This window comes from Pseudomonas fluorescens, assembly GCF_902498195.1.
GTDB classification, from domain to species: domain Bacteria; phylum Pseudomonadota; class Gammaproteobacteria; order Pseudomonadales; family Pseudomonadaceae; genus Aquipseudomonas; species Aquipseudomonas fluorescens_BU.
This window is the reverse complement of record NZ_CABVIY010000009.1, coordinates 91,601-109,755: the sequence shown is the minus strand read 5'-3', so window position 1 is coordinate 109,755 and position 18,155 is coordinate 91,601. Positions and strand designations below refer to the sequence as shown.

Here is an 18,155-nt window from a genome sequence, read left to right as displayed (position 1 = left end):
GCCGCAGGCTGCGATCTTTTGATTTTTCAACGTCAAAAGATCGCAGCCTGCGGCAGCTCCTACAAGGGATAGGCCGAGCATCCTCCAGCCTAGCCGGCATTGCAATGCTGGCAAGACCGAGCCGTCACAGGCTGTGCCATAAACGGTACAAAGTGTCACCCTGGCTGTACCGAAAGCGTCACAGTCACCACCCGCCTGTCCGACAAAAATCGCGCAAAGCCTTGATTTGCCTGACCTGCAAGGCAGTGGCCCGACCTTTGCTCTACGCTTATAGCAAGCGCACATGCGCCTCTCTTATAAGTACAAAAGCCAAGGAGAAAACATCATGCGTTACGCTCACCCCGGTACTGAAGGCGCTATCGTTTCGTTCAAAGCCAAATACGGTAACTACATCGGCGGCGAGTTCGTCGCGCCTGTCAAAGGTCAGTACTTCACCAATACCTCGCCAGTGAATGGCCAACCGATTGCCGAATTCCCCCGCTCCACGGCCGAAGACATCGACAAGGCCCTGGACGCCGCACACGCGGCGGCCGATGCCTGGGGCGCCACGTCCGCCCAGGCGCGCTCGCTGGTGCTGCTGAAAATCGCCGACCGCATTGAACAGAACCTGGAACTGCTGGCAATCACTGAGTCCTGGGACAACGGCAAAGCCGTGCGCGAAACCCTCAACGCCGACATTCCACTGGCCGCCGACCACTTCCGCTACTTCGCCGGGTGCATCCGCGCCCAGGAAGGCAGCGCTGCCGAGATCGACGGCAATACCGTGGCCTATCACATCCATGAACCGCTGGGCGTGGTCGGGCAGATCATCCCGTGGAACTTCCCGATCCTGATGGCCGCCTGGAAACTCGCCCCGGCCCTGGCCGCCGGTAACTGCGTGGTGCTCAAGCCTGCCGAGCAAACCCCGCTGGGCATCACCGTGCTGGTCGAGCTGATCGGCGACCTGCTGCCACCGGGCGTGCTGAACATCGTGCAAGGCTTCGGCAAGGAGGCCGGCGAAGCCTTGGCCACCAGCAAACGCATCGCCAAGATCGCCTTCACCGGCTCGACCCCGGTCGGCTCGCACATCATGAAATGCGCAGCCGAAAACATCATTCCTTCCACCGTGGAGCTGGGTGGCAAGTCGCCGAACATCTTCTTCGAAGACATCATGAAAGCCGAACCGAGCTTCATCGAGAAAGCGGCGGAAGGCCTGGTGCTGGCGTTCTTCAACCAGGGCGAAGTCTGCACCTGCCCATCCCGCGCGCTGGTGCAGGAATCGATCTACGACGACTTCATGAAAGAGGTGATGAAAAAAGTCCTGTCGATCAAACGCGGCGACCCACTGGACACCGACACCATGGTCGGCGCCCAGGCGTCCGAGCAGCAATTCGACAAAATCCTTTCGTACCTGGAAATCGCCAAGGGCGAAGGCGCCGAGCTGCTGACCGGTGGCAAGGTGGAAAAACTCGAGGGCAACCTGGCAAGCGGCTATTACATCCAGCCGACCCTGCTCAAGGGCACCAACAAAATGCGCGTGTTCCAGGAAGAAATCTTTGGCCCGGTGGTGAGCATCACCACCTTCAAGGACGAAGCCGAAGCCCTGGCCATCGCCAACGACACCGAGTTCGGCCTTGGCGCCGGCCTCTGGACCCGCGACATCAACCGCGCCTACCGCATGGGCCGCGCCATCAAGGCCGGTCGGGTGTGGACCAACTGCTACCACCTGTACCCGGCGCATGCCGCGTTCGGCGGTTACAAAAAGTCTGGCGTCGGCCGTGAAACCCACAAGATGATGCTCGATCACTATCAGCAGACCAAAAACCTGCTGGTGAGCTACGACATCAATCCGCTGGGCTTCTTCTAAGTATCAGGGGCGATGCGGCGTTGTCGTGTCGCCCTTTCAACCGCTTTCGCGAGCGGGCTTGCTAACGCGTCTTCAATGACCTGGCGCCAACACCCCGCCGCTCTGGCACGGGCCTTGCCTCAATTACATGAGATTCATACAGCTATCCTGTGGGAGCGGGCTTGCTCGCGAAGGCGGTGTGTCATTCAGCTGAATGCTGCCTGATACGCCGCCTTCGCGAGCAAGCCCGCTCCCGCAAGGGTTTAACGCTTATAAGGAGGACACCGCCCCATGGCCGTATTCGCCCATTCCGTCGGCGCCCAGACTTATCGCTTCGACAGCCTCAAGGACGTGATGGCCAAAGCCAGCCCGGCACGCTCCGGGGATTTTCTGGCCGGTGTCGCCGCCCTCAACGATGGCGAACGCGTGGCGGCGCAGATGGCGTTGGCCGACATTCCGCTGAGCCACTTCCTGCAGGAAGTCCTGATTCCCTACGAAGTCGATGAAGTCACCCGCCTGATCATCGACACCCACGACAAACACGCTTTCGCGGTCGTCAGCCACCTTACCGTTGGCGGCTTTCGCGACTGGTTGCTCAGCGATGCCGCCGATGAACAGGTCCTGCGCGCCCTCGCCCCCGGCCTGACCCCGGAAATGGTCGCTGCCGTTTCCAAAATCATGCGCGTGCAGGATCTGGTCCTGGTGGCGCAGAAAATCCGCGTGGTCACCCAATTTCGCGGCACCCTGGGCCTGCGCGGGCGACTATCCACGCGCCTGCAACCCAATCATCCTACGGACGAACCGGCCGGCATCGCCGCCAGCATTCTCGACGGTTTGCTGCACGGGAACGGCGACGCCATGATCGGGATCAACCCGGCCACCGACAGCATCGCCTCGATCTGCGCCATGCTGGAGATGCTCGACGCGATCATCCAGCGCTACGAGATTCCGACGCAGGCCTGCGTGCTGACCCATGTCACCACCTCAATCGAAGCGGTCAATCGCGGCGTGCCACTGGACCTGGTGTTTCAGTCGATCGCCGGCACCGAGGCGGCCAATGCCAGTTTCGGCATCAACCTGAACGTGCTGAAAGAAGGCTACGACGCCGGGTTGAGCCTCAATCGCGGCACGCTGGGGCAAAACCTCATGTACTTCGAAACCGGCCAGGGCAGCGCCCTGTCGGCCAACGCCCACCATGGCGTCGATCAACAGACCTGCGAAACCCGGGCCTACGCCGTCGCGCGACATTTCAACCCGTTCCTGGTGAACACCGTTGTAGGATTCATCGGTCCGGAATACCTCTACAACGGCAAACAAATCATCCGCGCCGGCCTCGAAGACCACTTCTGCGGCAAATTGCTGGGCGTGCCGATGGGCTGCGACATCTGTTACACCAACCACGCTGAAGCCGACCAGGATGACATGGACACCTTGCTCACCTTGTTGGGCGTGGCCGGGATCAACTTCATCATGGGCATTCCCGGTTCCGATGACATCATGCTCAATTACCAGACCACCTCGTTCCACGATGCGCTCTATGCCCGGCAGACGCTGGGGCTCAAACCCGCGCCGGAATTCGAACAGTGGCTGGCGAAAATGGGCATCTTCACCCAGGCGGACGGCAAGGTTCTTTTCGGTAACAGCCTGCCGCCGGCCTTTCGACAGGCCCTGGCCCAACTGGGATGAGTGCTGACATGGAAAAACTACCCTTCGATCCACACAACCCATGGCTGGAACTGCGACGCCTGACGCCGGCACGCATTGCCTTGGGCCGGACCGGCACCAGCATGCCCACCCGCGCACAGCTGGACTTTCAGTACGCCCATGCCCAGGCACGGGATGCGGTGCATTTACCGTTCGATCACACCGCCTTGCGTTCGCAACTGGCCGAACGCGGGCATGAAAGCGTTTTGCTGCATAGCGCGGCGATAGACCGGAACAGCTATTTGCAGCGCCCCGATCTGGGGCGAAAACTGAGCGCCGAGTCGGCACAGGCTCTAAGTGACTACGCGGTAGCGCATCCAGGTGGCGTCGACCTGGTCATTGTGGTCGCCGACGGTTTGTCTGCCCTGGCGGTTCACCGGCATACGCTGCCTTTGCTGGCACGACTGGAAGAACAGATCCACGCCGAAAGCTGGTCCGTTGCCCCGGTCATTCTGGTGGAGCAGGGTCGCGTCGCCGTTGCCGACGAAATCGGCGAACGGCTGGGTGCAAAAATGACGGTGATCCTGATTGGCGAACGCCCAGGCCTCAGTTCCCCAGACAGCCTTGGATTATATTTCACCTACAATCCCAAGGTCGGTCTGACGGACGCCTACCGCAACTGCATCTCTAACGTGCGCCTTGAGGGCTTGAGTTACGGCATGGCGGCACACCGCTTGCTGTATTTGATGCGCGAAGCCTGCCGACGGCAGTTGTCGGGGGTCAACCTGAAGGACGAAGCGCAGGTTCAGACGCTGGAATCAGAATCGGGGGCGGACATGAAAGGCAATTTCCTGCTGAGCCCACCGCATGCCTGAACCGCTTCCGCATTGCACAATCGTTCCAGTTTCAGGCAGGATCGGCGCACGGCATTCAGGGTTTCCCGTCGCCGTCCAAGCACGCAAGACAGCCACTTGAAGACGAGACCTACCATGCGGATTATCCAAGCGACCCTCGAACACCTGGATTTGCTGACCCCGTTGTTCGTCAAGTATCGCGAGTTTTATGGTTCCCTGCCGTATCCGGACTCGTCCCGGGCGTTCCTCGAGAAACGCCTGCGCCGCAAGGAATCGGTGATTTACCTGGCGTTGGCCGACGATGACGACAAACTGATGGGGTTCTGTCAGTTGTACCCCAGCTTTTCCTCGCTTTCGCTCAAGCGCGTCTGGATCCTCAATGACATCTACGTTGCCGAGGACGCCCGTCGCCAGCTGGTGGCCGACCACTTGATCCGCACCGCGAAGAAAATGGCCAAGGAAACCAATGCCGTACGCATGCGGGTTTCCACCAGCAGCAACAACGAAGTGGCACAGAAAACCTACGAATCCATCGGGTTCAGGGAAGACACCGAGTTCAAGAACTACGTGTTGCCGATCAGCGACGAGCTGTAAGGTAAACCCTGGATCAAACTGTAGGAGCGAGCCCGCTCGCGATGGAATCAAGGGCAACGCGTTCATCCAGAAAGTACGCGTTATCATTAACGTCCATCGCGAGCAGGCTCGCTTCTACAGGGTTCGTCGTTATTCATCGTCAACCGACATCCCTCGCTACAATCTCGACACGCTTTTCACTCCCCAGACCTTATAATGCCGACCTTTCCGGCTTGTAAGAAAAACTACACCCGTCTGTAGCCTTACGCGAAGTCATCCGCACAGGTCTGCCGAACAGGCCGTCATCACAGGTGCCCTCCATGGATTTCAACCCGCTCGATCTCGTCCTGCATCTCGATGTTTATCTCGATTTGCTGGTCACCAACTACGGGCCATGGATCTATGCCATTTTGTTTCTGGTGATTTTCTGTGAAACCGGCCTGGTGGTCATGCCCTTCCTGCCAGGCGACTCGCTGCTGTTCATTGCCGGCGCCGTTGCGGCGGGCGGCGGCATGGACCCGGTGCTGCTCGGCGGTTTGCTGATGCTCGCGGCGATACTGGGTGACAGCACCAACTATGTCATCGGACGAACGGCCGGAGAGCGATTGTTCAGCAACCCGAACTCGAAAATCTTCCGTCGCGACTACCTGCAACAGACCCACGACTTCTATGACAAGCACGGCGGTAAAACCGTGACCCTGGCGCGTTTCCTGCCGATCGTTCGCACCTTTGCCCCGTTCGTCGCCGGTGTCGCAAAAATGCCGTACCCGCGCTTCTTCGCCTTCAGCGTGCTAGGCACGATTCTGTGGGTCGGTGGCCTGGTGACCCTGGGCTTCTTCTTCGGCAACGTACCGTTCATCAAGTCCAACCTGTCGCTGCTGGTCGTCGGTATCATCCTGCTGTCGCTGGTGCCGATGATCATCGGCCTTGTCCGCAGCCGCTTCGGCGGTTCGAACTCCAAAGCCGAAACGCGCTGATTGCGCATGTGGTCGCTCAGTACCTGGCGACGCCGGCGCACGCTGGCCAAACACCCGATCGCCGATGACATGTGGCAACGGGTGCGCCATCACCTGAGCTTTCTCGACGGCATCAGCGCCGCCGAAGACCAATGGCTGCGCGAAGCCTGTGTGCTCTTTCTGCAAGAAAAACACCTGACCGCCCTGCCCGGTGTCGAACTGCATCAGGAGCAACGCCTGCTGCTCGCCGCCCAGACGCAACTGCCGCTGCTGCATCTGGGCGATCTGAACTGGTACCAGGGCTTTCACGAGATCGTTCTCTACCCCGACGACTTCCTCAGCCCACAGCGCCATCGTGACGCCAGTGGCGTCGAGCACGAATGGGACGGCGAACACAGCGGCGAAGCCTGGCAGCAGGGACCGATCATCCTCGCCTGGCCGGGGGTCATGGCCAGCGGTGGCTGGGAAGGCTACAACCTGGTGATCCACGAACTGGCGCACAAACTCGACATGCTCAACGGTAATGCCAACGGTTTGCCGCCTTTGCACGCCGACATGCGGGTCAGCGATTGGGCCAGGGTCATGCAGCAAGCCTACGACGACCTGGACCGCCAGCTGGAGCGCAACCCGGACGCCGAAACCGCCATCGACCCCTATGCCGCGGAAAATCCCGCCGAGTTTTTCGCCGTCACCAGCGAATACTTCTTCAGCGCCCCGGATTTGCTCCATGAGGCCTATCCACAGGTGTATGAACAACTGAAGCTGTTCTATCGCCAGGACCCGCTGATCCGCCTTCGGCAACTTCTGGCGGAGGATCCGGTCTACCGGGCCCAGGACTGAATTCTACGACTTCTGGTACATGGCGCAGATGTAGGAATATGCCTATAATCGCCGCCACTTTTTGGTCAATCCGGCCAAGTGTTTCTGGTCAACTACGGGGGCAACGCCCAATGAGCTACAGCAAGATTCCGGCTGGCAAAGACCTGCCGAACGACATCTACGTCGCGATCGAGATTCCGGCCAACCACGCGCCGATCAAATACGAAATCGACAAAGACAGCGATTGCCTGTTCGTTGACCGTTTCATGGCCACCCCAATGTTCTACCCGGCCAACTACGGTTACATCCCGAACACCCTGGCTGACGACGGTGACCCCCTCGACGTGCTGGTCGTGACCCCTTACCCGGTTGCTCCAGGCTCGGTGATCCGCGCTCGTCCGGTCGGCATCCTGAACATGACTGACGACGGCGGCGGCGATGCCAAAGTCATCGCAGTCCCTCACGACAAGCTGTCCCAGCTGTACGTCGACGTGAAGGAATACACCGACCTGCCAGCCCTGCTGATCCAGCAGATCGAGCACTTCTTCGCGAACTACAAAGATCTCGAAAAAGGCAAATGGGTCAAGATCGAAGGCTGGGCTGGCGCAGACGCTGCCCGCGAAGCCATCACGAAGTCGGTTGCTGCCTACAAAGGCTGAGAAGCAGCGATAAGCTTCTAGCGGCAAGCTTCAAGAAAAACCCCGGTGATACGGGGTTTTTTGTGGGCGCTTGAAAAGCCGATTTAAACGCCTTGTTTAAACCTGCCTGACCTAGTGTTTTTTTGTTTAATTTTCCTCAAACACGCCTTACATCCGGTCTTAAATTTCCCTCGTAATTTGAACGGCCCGTTTATTCAAAGCCTTTTGCCGCGCCAGTAGACTCGCCTTCATGAAAAAGAACACTAGCGGCCCCCGATTCAAAGCACTCCTCGGAGTAGCGAACATCACGACAACTGGGTTTGCCGAATTCCTGAACACGGCCCCGCAAAATGTCCATAACTGGTACACACGCGGTGTGCCCGCCCACTACATGGAAGAAGTCGCCCGAAAACTGTCCGTTAACAGCGAATGGCTGAAAACCGGCGATGGCCCGCAAGACGCCAGGCACCTACGCCTGCACGATGAATCCGGCAATACCTTTGACGCCCAGGCGATTCGCGGCGTGTATACGGTCATCGAGCCCACCGACATCGAACTCCCCCTCTATAAAGAAACCGCCACCGCCCCAGGCTCCGGCAAAACCCACGTTATCGAGGACCCCGGCCAAACCGTCCGCCTGCCCCGCAGTCACCTCGACTCCCTGGAAATCAACCACATCGACGCCATCTGTACCCACATGATCGGTAACAGCATGGCTGAACGCATAGAAGACGGCTCGATCCTGGCCATCGACCGCGGCCTGACCCAGATTGTCGATGGCGAGATCTACGCCATCGAACATGACGGGATGCTACGTATCCGATACCTGCACCGAATGCCGGGGAATTCGCTGCGATTACGCAGCCATAACCGAGCGGAGCACCCGGATGAAATCTTCAGGCCCGCGCAAATCGAAGAACAGAACATCAGGGTATTGGGTTGGGTGTTCTGGTGGTCAACGTTGAACAAACGCAGGCCGCCGATGCCGTTTCTGTGAAACCGAGGCGTTTTCATCGCGAGCAAGCCACGCCTGTGGGAGCTTGGCTTGCCCGCGAAAGCAACGGAACATTCACCAGAAATCACCCACCTCTTCATCAGACGTGAGCAACCCCAATCCTCCATCCAGCACACCAGACTGGGAATTACCCAAAAAAATCAGTATGCTGCGCCCCACATTTGCGCATCGACCCGCCCAGCGGCTCTGATCGCACCGACAAGGCAGATAACTTTCTCGCCAAGTCCCACAGCCGGACGCAAGATCCGGGTGTACGTTTTGAAGGCTGGCGCGGTTTACCAAAAATGAACCAAGCCAGTCCCCGAGAAGCCGGCCACAAGCCGGCTTTTTAATGCCTGCCAAAAAGCCACTCCAGACCAAGCCGCTCCATCCCCGCCACCGCCCAACCCTTGCCATCCAAGCATCGGGGACGCAACCGTGTTCAGACCCTGCGCAAGATGTATTTGAGCCTCACGGATAACTGAACGCCTTGACCAACGTCAACTCCCCCACCGCCCGCATCGGCACCAGAAACGTCTCCATCTTCTCGCTCGGCGTGCCCTCTTCGGTGATGACCGTGACCTGCGCCGTGGTCAGGGGTTGCACCGCATCCTCCTGCCCCTCTTCGTCACTGCGATAGCCACCGCCGAAGTAGTTCACATACACCAGGTACTGGCCTTTGATCGGTGCCGGCATGGCGAAGATTTCCGGGCCGTAGCCGGTGGTGACGTCGACATCGAGTGCCGCGCCGTTGGGCACGACGCGGTCGCCGTACCAGATATGGGCACCGTCGGGGGTGATGAGGTGCAGGTCGAGGTCGGTGCCGTCGCTGTCCCAGGCCAGCAATACGCGCAATTTGGCGGGTGTCGCGCCGCCACTGGCGTTGAGGAACTGCACGCGACGGCGTTGTTGGCCGTCGGGGCTGCGGACTTCGACGCTGTTGCTGCCGTTGGGGAAGGAAAACGGCCGGTCGAAGCGGCCGGCGGGGTCGATTTTCAGGGGCATGCTGACGCCGTTGACGATCAGGCGGCCAGGGTCGTTGCCCTTGGGGGTGGACTTGATCTGGCCGCTGATGCGCGCGGTATTGGCCTGGCCGGCCGGGGTGTTCACCGAGGATGCCGGGTAATTGACTGTCTGGCGGAAGCTCTCGCCCTCGCCTTCGGGCGCGCCGGTACGCCAGCCACCGACCGGTGTGTCGAGTGTGATGCCGTCGGCGGCCATCGCCGGCGATAACGCCGTCAACGAACAGAGCAACAGCAAGACCTGTGGAAAACGAAGTGTCATGGTCTATTCCAGCAAAAGGTGGCGGGCGAGCCCTTCGATGTAGGTTTCATCCTGGCCATTGGGGTGTGCGTCGAAGGCCAGGTGCAGGTATTCGTGGGTCAGGTCGAGGCGGTCCTGCAACGTGAGCACGCCCCGCACGTAGAGACGCTGGCGTTCGCGGTCGACATAGGGCCGGCCGAATGTCAGGCGGCAGACGGCGAAGGTGCTGACTTCGTTGTAGCCGGTTTCGCTCTCCAGCCTCGGACGCCAGCCGCGCCGCTGTTTTTGCAGCCAGTCCTGTGCGGCGGGCAGCGCTTCGCAGGCAGCGACCGGATTGTCCCAACGGCTGAGGCTGGCACGCGGATAGGCGTGCAGCAGGATTGCGTCGTAGCGTTGGCCGGCGTTGGCCTGTTCGATGGCCTGCTGCCAGGACAGTTTGTCCGGGCCCGGTTGATCGGAATGGTAGGTGACGGTGCTGCCGGCCAGCACCAGGTCGCTGGTCCATGCCGCCACATTGCGCGCGTCTAGGCTGGCCGGGCGCGGGGCGACCCGCTGGCGCTGGCTGCTGTCGTCGATGCTCAGGCAGTCGCCACGGCGGGTGGCGTTTTGCAGCAGGTAGGTGCGGATCGCCACGGCCAGGGCTTTGGCGGCTTCGGCGGGCTCGGGCGTGGCTTCGCGTTGAAGCACCCGGGCCACGTATTCTTCGCGATCCAGGCGGGCGACGAGTTGGTTCTTGAGTAAAAACAATTCACCGTCGCTGTGGATATCCAGCTGGTTGCCGTTGGCGAATTCGACGCGATAGTCGCCGCGCAACGGACCCGAGGCCACCTCACTGTTGCCTGAAAGCACCCGCTTGAGTGGATAGCGAGAGAACAGGCTGACTTCCACGCAACGCCCTGCGTCGGCAGGCCACGTCACGGGCACGACGGCCGACAACGCCTGGGCGTATTCACGCAAGACCCGCTGACTCGTTCCTCGTCCACCGGCCCAGATCGGCGTGCCGTCCGCCGTCCATCCGGCGAATCCACCCTGACGTGACGCGACATCCCGATCCCCCGGCCAGCTCCAGGTTTTGACCCGCAAGCGACTGCCGATTTCGCCTATGACATTGCCGTCGGCGGCGTTCAGCACCACATCGAGTAACACGCGCCGGGATTCATCCTGCGCGGGCATCACCGCCAATATCCGCAGTAACTCAACCACCGGAACCCGGGTGGCAGGCTGCAATGTGCCCAGGCTCAACAACCATTCCGGCGCCTGCCGCGCTTGCCAATAGGCCCGCCAACCCACATCGGTAATGCCCAGGCGTGCCGGTTCAAAATACAACCCGCAGGATTTCACCAACGCCTGATCACGTTCGATCTTGCCGCCCGCCGTGCAGCAATACACCTCTTCCTTCGATTGCCCGCGACATTCATAAGCCGGCTCCCGGGCGCCGGTGTCCACCAGCCAGCCGTACACAAACAGCTTCCACACACTGCCCAACGGCGTCTGCAAGCTATCGGGCAACGGCTCGCGGGTCAGCAGCCGGGTTGGGTTCAAGGTCAACAACTCACCGTTGAACGCGACGCGCAACGGCTCGTCCTGCGCCGTGGCCAGCGCAGGCATCAAACACAGCATCCACACCAAAAACTGGCGCATATCAGTGTACGGTGACCTGACCGAGCGCCGGTTTCTGCTCCTGAGCCTGATGCTGTGGCGCATACACCTGGGTGAATCGCACCGGTGGCAAATTGAACTGCCCCTTCTGCGAGAAACGCACCAGGTGCCGCAGGCGCAACTCCCCGCTCAGCGCATCCACCGGCACCGCGTAGGCCAGTTGCCCCGGTTCGAAACGGGCCTTTTCCAGCGCCGCCGGTTCGGTGCCGGCCTTGCCCATGAGCTTGATCCCCCAGGTGGTGCGCTCGACATCGGCCCCCGGCGGCAACGGCACTTCGAGCAGGCCATAGCGCAGCGGTATCGCGGCTTTGCCGGTGAGGATCACTTCGTCCAGATACAGGCTATCGCTGGACAACGGCCCGTTGCCGACCGGCTCCAGTTTGAAGGTGAAGGCTTCGTCACCCGGCACCAGACGCGACAGGCGCCGCGTGATGGTCACAGCCATCGGATTGGCCGGCGATTGCCGGGTCTGGTAGTTCAAGGCGGCCCGCAACGGACGTTCTTGCACACCCGCCAGCGACAACACCGCCGGCACGGTTGAAGCCCCCTGCCAGGTCCAATACACCTCACCGGTGCTGCCGTGTTTTTTCTTCCAGCCTTCACCCGGCGCCAGGGCGATGGTGGGCGAGGCCTGCTCGATGCCGTGTTGCAACCAGGTCAGCGCTAGCGCACGTTCCAGCGTCGACTGCTGTGGCAGCAAGCGTTGCAACAACGCCGTCGCGTGAGCCTGATCGAAGGGTTGCAGCGACACATCCAGGGCCTCGGCAAAGGGCTGGGAGCTGACCGCCAACCGTTGCTGCGCAGCGGGCAGTTGCCGATTGAAGGCTTCCGGCAGACTGACCTTGGCCTGACGCGCCAGCGATGCCGTCAACACCCGGGCAGCCGCCAGGCCGAGCGCCGAATCCGGGTCGCTCATCACCAGGCTGTCGTCACCGCTATCCATCATGTTGGCGGCGGTGCCCTCGCCCGCTGTCGCCAGGTCGTCCATCAAGCCGCTGAGCAAGGTGTTCACCGGCAATTGCATCTGTTTGGCGAACGACAGGATCAACGCCCGTTGCAACAGCGGCGTGTTCTTCGCCTGCTTCGCGTAGACCTCCAGCACCCGCAGCCAATGCTCCGCTGGCAGGCTCAGTTCCAGCACACGGCTGGCGTGCCAGTCGGCGTAATAGGCGTAGGCGGTGAGGAACGCATCCGGCTCGCCGTCCATGCCCCACCAGGTGAAACTCGCCGAAGGCCCGGCCATTTGCACCAGGCGCAAGCGGCTGTTCTGCATGATCAGGCGCAAGCGATCGCGGATCTGCGGGTTCGACGAAAGCGCCGGGTAGGCGATGCTCAGCGGCAGCAAACGACTGGCCGTCTGTTCGACGCCGCCGTACGGGTAGCTCAGCAAATCATCGAGCGCCGAGCGGAACAGCGCCTGCGGACTGTCATCCAGGCGCAGGCGGATGTCCGTGGCGTCCGCCGGCAAATTCAGCGGCGTGTCACCACTGGCGACGTCCAGGCTTTGGCTCTGGGTGACCTGCCACCCTTCACCGGTCGCGGTCAGGCGCACGGCCAGGGCATCGGCGGTTTTTCCGTCCTGCACCAGCTCGGCGGCCCATTCGCCAGTGGCCAGCGCGAATGCCGGCAGCGCGATGTAATTGATGCCGCTGTTCAGAGTGACCGGTACACGCTGTTCGCTACCCGCGTAGTGAGTCACCAGCTCAGCCTTGACCGGCTTGTCAGCCTGACTGAAGGCAAATACGCCGAGATCCGGTTTATCCCCGCTGCGGAATGTGCTCGGCCCGCTCCACTTCAGGTACAGCGGCTTATCCGAGCGCACGAACTGCTTCTTCTGGCCGACCTGACCGTCATCGGCAATGGCCCGCGCGGTGATGCGCCAGCGGGTCAGCGAGTCGGGCATCGTGAACGTGAAACGGGTCTTGCCGTTGGCATCGGTCAACAGTTCCGGTTGCCAGGCCGCGGTGTCGACGTCCTCCCGGCGCGGCCGCTCCAGCACCTTCACCCCGCGTTCACTGCGGTTGGCCTTGCCCGGCGCACCGGGGCTGCCCGGCAGTGCGACGTCGTAGCTGATGAACGACAGGCTGGCGCTGGTGCGCACGTTGTTACGCCGAGGATGGTAGAAAAACTGGTCGATGCCCGGCGCGACTTCCGGTTGCAGCGCGTAGACCATTTCGTCGACCACGCTGACCGTCAGGTGCGCCGGGATCGGCTTGCCGGCGAATTGGGTGGTCAGGTCCACCGACACCGTATCACCGGGCTGATAGGTGTCCTTGTCGGTGGCGATGGCAACATCGATCTGCGGTGCGATGACCTTGATCCCGGCGTTCTGGAAACTGTACTGGCCGCCCTTGGTGTACAGCACCGAGAACGTCAGGTTCGGCGTGAAGTGGTCCTTCACCGGAATGCGCACGCGGTACTGGGTGTCGCTCAATTTCTCCAGCTTCAGCCAGTCACCGCCCCTGGACAGCAACGCCGTCGCCTCGACCTTGTCGCGCTCCAGCGACAGCAAGGCATCGCTGACCGGCTCGGGAAAAGTGATCAGCGCCAGCGCTTCATCACCCGCCTTGTACTCGGGTTTGTCGAGGACGATTTCCACCGTGCCGGGCACTGCCTTGACGCCGTCGCCCGTGACCGAATGCCCGGTCGCGCCGAGTGTGCGGCCGTGGTCATCGCGCAGGGTCAGGCTGTAAGTGCCCGGACGCTCGAATGCCAGGGTGACGCTGTTATCGGTGGCCGCCAGCTTGCCTTCGCCTGTGCTCTGGTCTTCCAGGCGTACCCAGCTGTAGCTGCCCGGTGCAACCGTCGTGGCTTGCTCGTTTGCATTGGCGTAGCCGAACACGACCTTGTCGCCCACCGCACTGAAACGCTGCGGCGCGCTCAAGCGGAAATTCGCCGCACCGCGATCGATGAGGATTTCCTTGGTGGTCTTGACCCGAAACGCCGCGCCGTCACTGGCAAACACCGTGAGCATGTAGCGGCTCGGTTTCTCGGCGGCCGGCAGGTCGAGGGTGGCGTTGCCCTTGGCGTCGGTGGTCAGTTCGGTGCTGGTCAACTCCACCGGGAACTGCCCGAGGTATTGCAGCTCGTTGTCGACCATCGACAGTTGCTGGGCGCGCAGGCTCAGGCTGAGTTTGGCGTTGGCCACCGGTTTGCCGTCCGGGTACAGCAACACCAGATTGCCCTTGACCGGTTCGCCGGTGCGGTAATCCTGCCTGGCCAGGTTCAGCGAAATCTCGAAGTGCGGCTTGATGTATTCGGCTACGCGGAAGGCGCTGCTGTAGGCTTGGTCCTTGTAGCTGAAACGCAGCTCATAACCGCCGGCCACGGCATTCTCGGGCAACTGGAAGCGGCCTTGGGTGCCAGCCCTGGAGTCGAGCTTCAAGTCCAGGCTTTGCAGCGCCGTACCCGTCGCGTCCAGCACGGTCACGTTGACGTCGGCGGCGGCTGGCTGCACCGAATCCCGGGCATTCTTGAACTCGCGCCCGACGATTTTCAGCGACACCCAATCCCCCGGTCGATACAGCGGCCGGTCGGTGAAGGCATAGAGTTTGGTGTCGTAGATTTCGCTGTCGTAGTAGAAGTTTTCCGAGACGAAAACCCCGCCCTCTTCGTCCTCGCCGATCACGAATGAACGCTCGGGGCTGACGTGCTTGAGCCGCAGCAATCCGTCGGTATCGGTGGCACCGCTGCTCATCACGCCCAGGCCGTCGGTCCACAGCACATTGACCTTGGGCACCGAACTGCCTTCGTGTTTGCGCGCAGCCCACACCAGCAACTCATCGCCGGCAATCTTGCTCACCGCCACGGTGTTGGAGACGAAAACCATGGTAGTCGCGCGGTACTTGCCGATCAGCGCTTCGACCAGATACAGGCCCGGTTTCAGATGGCCCAACGGGATGTAGACATTGCCCGGCGCAACGCTGACAAATTCGCTGGAAGAACCCGCCAGGTTCACACCTGCCGGCGGCTGGATCGGTTTGGCTTCCCACAAGGGATAGCGGAATTGACTGACCACCGGCAGGCCCGGAATCAGTGCGAATTGCGGCTGCGCGTCGTAGGGCGTTGGCGCCGCCATGGCGTTGCCCATCTTCAGTTCCGGGACTTCCTCGGTGACTTGTTTACGCGACTCGTAGGAAAACGCCCGCTGCATCACCCGACGGGATTTTCGGTACCAGTTGTCCCACAGATACGCCAGGGTGTTGGACAGGCCTTCGCCCTTGAACTGGCCATCGCTGACCACGCGGTGCAGGTTCTTCTGGCGCTTGAGGAAATCCAGCGGCTTGTCGATCCGGTACACGCGAATGTCGGCGCCGCCGTAAGGCTCCATGCGGAATCGACGGTAATCGCGACCGGGGGCTTCGAGGCGCACCATCGCCTGTTCGTCGCTGGCGAAACTGCTGTCGGCCAGCAGGAAAAAGCTCTCACCGGGCACCGGCGTGTAGCCGCTGGGTTCAACGGTGTCTTCAGCCTGCACCGCCGAAAAGGGCAGCACCAGGACCAACAGCAGAGGCAGGAAACGCAACATGCGGGCACCGATCATTGGGAGAGAAAATTCAGTCGATAGACGCCGATGAAGTTGGGGTTGGCTGCATCGGGTATCCATCGGGTGTCCTTCCATGTCATGAGTTGTTGCAGGCTTGCCGAACGCATGCCGTTGTCAGTGGGGGTGGTGGTGCCGGTGTGATAGGCGATGTAGCGGCCCATCCAGATCATCAAATGCTGGTCATCGCCCTGATCGAAGAACATCAGGTCGCCGGGTCTTGCCTGGGCGACATCGCGGCCAACCAGGTGACTGTTGAACTGGATCAACTTGATCGCGTTGACGTAGGGCCCGACCTTGCCGCCGCCCTGTTGCCATTGCTGGGCGAGCCCGCGCTGGGCATCGCTCAGCTGCAACTCCGGCGGCAGGTAGCGATTGGACAGGCCGTTGCTGCGCAGCCATTTGTCGTCGTGGACTTTCAGCGCTTCGTTGGCGGCGAAACGCACCAGCCCGGCGCAGTCTTGCTGGTACCAGCGCGGGCTCGGGCCCTGGGTCAGTTGCTCCTGGGCGATGCGCACGAACCAGGCGCGGAACACCTGGGATTGCTGCACATCCAGCGCAGGCGTCTCGACGGCTCTGGCACCCGCGCTCAGCAGCAGTGCCAGCAGGCCGAGGCTTCGGATCAGTTTCGTCACAGCGCTTTCCACTCCAGCGGCAGCCATTGCCAGTGGCCGTCGGGCTCGCTGCCTTCAGGCAACGTCAGGGCGTACTTGCCGTAACCGCCGAGGGTGCGCAGTTTCGGGATCAGGTAAGTTTGCGCGGCGTTGTAGAACACCGGCTCCATGTCCTGGGGCAGGCTGTCGAGGGTTTCCTGCTGCATCAGTTGCGCCATCGAGTCCGGGCCGAAATAGACCGGCATCAGCACGTCTTTGGGCACCACGTCCGCCATCGGCGGGAAGCGTTTGTCGAGGGTGCCAAGTGCCTTGTCCACCAGCTTGTCGTCGAGGGAAAACAGCAGGGTCGAAGCGTGGCGGGCCAGGCTGACGTTCATGAAGGCCTTGCCGGTGATCGCCTCCGGGTCTGCGGCATCCCGGGCTTTATACGGGCCGAAATTGGAGCTGACCTGGCGTTGCCACTGATGGCTTTTCCCGTCCTGTTTCTCGACCACCGCAAACGCATGGCCTTCGACCTTGCCTTCATAGGCGCCGACCATCGAGCCGAACAACTTGCCCAGATCACCGTCGAGCCCGGCGCTGTCTTCATCCTTGAGGCTGGCCACCAGCAACGGCGTGTACAACCGGGAATCGGCATACCAGCACAGGCCTGCGGCACCGGCCATCTGTTCGGTCAGCGCCTGGGCGGCGCCCTCTTCGGCGCCGAGTTTCATCAGCAGCGGTGCCTGTTGTTGCGCCGCCAGCGGCAGGGCCACGCACGCGCTGGCCCCCATGGGCATCGCTTGCCAGATCGGCTTGAAATCGAAATCCGCCTGGTTTTCAAGCTCATCCATCGCGAGGAAGCTGTGCCAACCCTTGTCGTCCATGTCGAAACGCAGGCCGGCGAAGTTCGGGATAAAACGCTGATACCCCATGGCCAACACACTGGCATTGACCGACAGCCGCTGCTTGACCTCTGGCGCACGGGGTTGCAGGCCGAAGGCCTCGGGGAACAGTTTGTCGCCATTGAGCAATGCAGCGATGGCCTGGGTCGAGACGCTACCCGACTCCTGGGTCAGCCCGCTTTGTGGGTCGTAGAGTTTGGCCGGATTCGACAGCACCACCAATTTGTCCCCATGGGAGGCGAACAGCAGCGCCTTGCTGGCGTTGTAGGTCAGTTGATAGAGCGCCACGTCGTCGGCGCCGACTTTCAGGCCGGCGATCTTGCTCAACTGCGTATCATCCAGCGCCACTTTCGCCAGCGGCTCCAGCACCCTGGCCAGGCCGCCGCGGTCCATCACCAGCAGGAAATCCCTGAGCCGCCCATCCGCGCCGCGCCACAGCGCCACATCCGCCGGTTGATCGAACAGCTGCTCGATCAGGCTGTCCTGCAGCTTCAGGTCATGCTCGTAGATGATCCGCCGCAAACTGCCGATCAGCCCGAGGCGATCGGCGTGGGTTTCGTAATAGAAGACGAAATCCTCGGTCAGGGTTGCCTTGAGGAACGGCACCGCCAGCAAATCCCTGGGCAGCTGGCTCAGGGAATGGGTTTCCAGCAAGCCATCGGGACGGCTCATGCCCAGCTTTTCCGCCGCCAGTTGCGGCGCCGGGGCCGTGCTTTTATGCATCAGCCAGCCCATGCCGCCGGCCACGCCCGCGACCAGGCACAGCCCGCCGACAATGGCCGGCCACCGACGCGACGGTTTGACGCCCGGTGCGTCGGCGGCCGGGGCAGCTGCCGGTGAATCAGTGCTATTGCTCATGAATACAAACCCAATTCATCCGTGGTGCGGG

The 18,155-nt window shown here is 61.5% G+C and carries 13 protein-coding genes; 8 read left to right on the top strand and 5 right to left on the bottom strand.

Features of this window, described 5'->3' with window-relative positions; all coding sequences use genetic code 11:
* Positions 1-325: 325 nt before the first annotated feature.
* The 8 genes from F8N66_RS28585 (at position 326) to F8N66_RS28550 (ending at position 8,306) form a co-directional block, all read left to right on the top strand.
* Positions 326-1,846 carry an aldehyde dehydrogenase family protein gene (locus F8N66_RS28585; RefSeq protein ID WP_150773279.1) on the top strand — a complete coding sequence of 507 codons (1,521 nt, stop codon included), beginning with the start codon at positions 326-328 and terminating at the stop codon, positions 1,844-1,846.
* Positions 1,847-2,116: 270 nt separating this feature from the next.
* On the top strand, positions 2,117-3,511 hold the full coding sequence (locus F8N66_RS28580; protein ID WP_150773278.1) for an ethanolamine ammonia-lyase subunit EutB: 1,395 nt from the start codon (positions 2,117-2,119) through the stop codon (positions 3,509-3,511).
* Between the two features lie 8 nt (positions 3,512-3,519).
* Positions 3,520-4,344 carry an ethanolamine ammonia-lyase subunit EutC gene (gene eutC, locus F8N66_RS28575; protein ID WP_150773277.1) on the top strand — a complete coding sequence of 275 codons (825 nt, stop codon included), beginning with the start codon at positions 3,520-3,522 and terminating at the stop codon, positions 4,342-4,344.
* A gap of 114 nt (positions 4,345-4,458) precedes the next feature.
* The gene (locus tag F8N66_RS28570) at positions 4,459-4,917 is read left to right on the top strand and encodes a GNAT family N-acetyltransferase (protein WP_150773276.1); all 459 of its coding nucleotides are present in this window, start codon (positions 4,459-4,461) and stop codon (positions 4,915-4,917) included.
* Positions 4,918-5,216: 299 nt separating this feature from the next.
* Entirely contained in the window at positions 5,217-5,873 is a 657-nt protein-coding gene (locus tag F8N66_RS28565) for a DedA family protein (protein WP_150773275.1), read from the top strand.
* 6 nt (positions 5,874-5,879) lie between these two features.
* Positions 5,880-6,692 (top strand): zinc-dependent peptidase, encoded by an 813-nt coding sequence (locus F8N66_RS28560; protein ID WP_150773274.1) that lies wholly within the window; start codon positions 5,880-5,882, stop codon positions 6,690-6,692.
* A gap of 110 nt (positions 6,693-6,802) precedes the next feature.
* On the top strand, positions 6,803-7,330 hold the full coding sequence (ppa, locus tag F8N66_RS28555; protein ID WP_007990564.1) for an inorganic diphosphatase: 528 nt from the start codon (positions 6,803-6,805) through the stop codon (positions 7,328-7,330).
* A 229-nt stretch (positions 7,331-7,559) separates the two neighbouring features.
* Entirely contained in the window at positions 7,560-8,306 is a 747-nt protein-coding gene (locus F8N66_RS28550; protein ID WP_150773273.1) for a S24 family peptidase, read from the top strand.
* A gap of 468 nt (positions 8,307-8,774) precedes the next feature.
* Here F8N66_RS28550 and F8N66_RS28545 read toward each other — a convergent pair whose 3' ends face one another.
* Genes F8N66_RS28545 through F8N66_RS28525 form a run of 5 tightly spaced genes read right to left on the bottom strand, consistent with a single transcriptional unit; the run spans position 8,775 to position 18,124 of the window.
* The gene (locus F8N66_RS28545; protein ID WP_150773272.1) at positions 8,775-9,587 is read right to left on the bottom strand and encodes a YfaP family protein; all 813 of its coding nucleotides are present in this window, start codon (positions 9,585-9,587) and stop codon (positions 8,775-8,777) included.
* A gap of 3 nt (positions 9,588-9,590) precedes the next feature.
* The gene (locus F8N66_RS28540; RefSeq protein WP_150773271.1) at positions 9,591-11,207 is read right to left on the bottom strand and encodes a DUF2300 domain-containing protein; all 1,617 of its coding nucleotides are present in this window, start codon (positions 11,205-11,207) and stop codon (positions 9,591-9,593) included.
* A 1-nt stretch (position 11,208) separates the two neighbouring features.
* A complete protein-coding gene (locus F8N66_RS28535) occupies positions 11,209-15,768 on the bottom strand; it encodes an alpha-2-macroglobulin family protein (RefSeq protein ID WP_150773270.1) in 4,560 nt (1,519 codons plus the stop codon).
* Positions 15,765-16,430 carry a DUF1175 domain-containing protein gene (locus tag F8N66_RS28530; RefSeq protein WP_150773269.1) on the bottom strand — a complete coding sequence of 222 codons (666 nt, stop codon included), beginning with the start codon at positions 16,428-16,430 and terminating at the stop codon, positions 15,765-15,767. Before F8N66_RS28530 ends, F8N66_RS28535 begins: the two co-directional genes overlap by 4 nt.
* A complete protein-coding gene (locus tag F8N66_RS28525; RefSeq protein WP_150773268.1) occupies positions 16,400-18,124 on the bottom strand; it encodes a DUF2138 domain-containing protein in 1,725 nt (574 codons plus the stop codon). The genes F8N66_RS28530 and F8N66_RS28525 overlap by 31 nt, the downstream gene beginning before the upstream one ends.
* Positions 18,125-18,155 lie beyond the last annotated feature (31 nt).

What these genes read in the sequence shown, in the direction of transcription:
- F8N66_RS28585 (WP_150773279.1), top strand. Translation starts at nt 326, where the DNA reads ATGCGTTACGCTCACCCCGGTACTGAAGGCGCTATCGTTTCGTTCAAA.
- F8N66_RS28565 (WP_150773275.1), top strand. Translation starts at nt 5,217, where the DNA reads ATGGATTTCAACCCGCTCGATCTCGTCCTGCATCTCGATGTTTATCTC.
- ppa (WP_007990564.1), top strand. Translation starts at nt 6,803, where the DNA reads ATGAGCTACAGCAAGATTCCGGCTGGCAAAGACCTGCCGAACGACATC.
- F8N66_RS28560 (WP_150773274.1), top strand. Translation starts at nt 5,880, where the DNA reads ATGTGGTCGCTCAGTACCTGGCGACGCCGGCGCACGCTGGCCAAACAC.
- F8N66_RS28535 (WP_150773270.1), bottom strand. Translation starts at nt 15,768, where the DNA reads ATGATCGGTGCCCGCATGTTGCGTTTCCTGCCTCTGCTGTTGGTCCTG.
- F8N66_RS28540 (WP_150773271.1), bottom strand. Translation starts at nt 11,207, where the DNA reads ATGCGCCAGTTTTTGGTGTGGATGCTGTGTTTGATGCCTGCGCTGGCC.
- F8N66_RS28525 (WP_150773268.1), bottom strand. Translation starts at nt 18,124, where the DNA reads ATGAGCAATAGCACTGATTCACCGGCAGCTGCCCCGGCCGCCGACGCA.
- F8N66_RS28580 (WP_150773278.1), top strand. Translation starts at nt 2,117, where the DNA reads ATGGCCGTATTCGCCCATTCCGTCGGCGCCCAGACTTATCGCTTCGAC.
- F8N66_RS28530 (WP_150773269.1), bottom strand. Translation starts at nt 16,430, where the DNA reads ATGGCTGCCGCTGGAGTGGAAAGCGCTGTGACGAAACTGATCCGAAGC.
- F8N66_RS28545 (WP_150773272.1), bottom strand. Translation starts at nt 9,587, where the DNA reads ATGACACTTCGTTTTCCACAGGTCTTGCTGTTGCTCTGTTCGTTGACG.
- eutC (WP_150773277.1), top strand. Translation starts at nt 3,520, where the DNA reads ATGGAAAAACTACCCTTCGATCCACACAACCCATGGCTGGAACTGCGA.
- F8N66_RS28550 (WP_150773273.1), top strand. Translation starts at nt 7,560, where the DNA reads ATGAAAAAGAACACTAGCGGCCCCCGATTCAAAGCACTCCTCGGAGTA.
- F8N66_RS28570 (WP_150773276.1), top strand. Translation starts at nt 4,459, where the DNA reads ATGCGGATTATCCAAGCGACCCTCGAACACCTGGATTTGCTGACCCCG.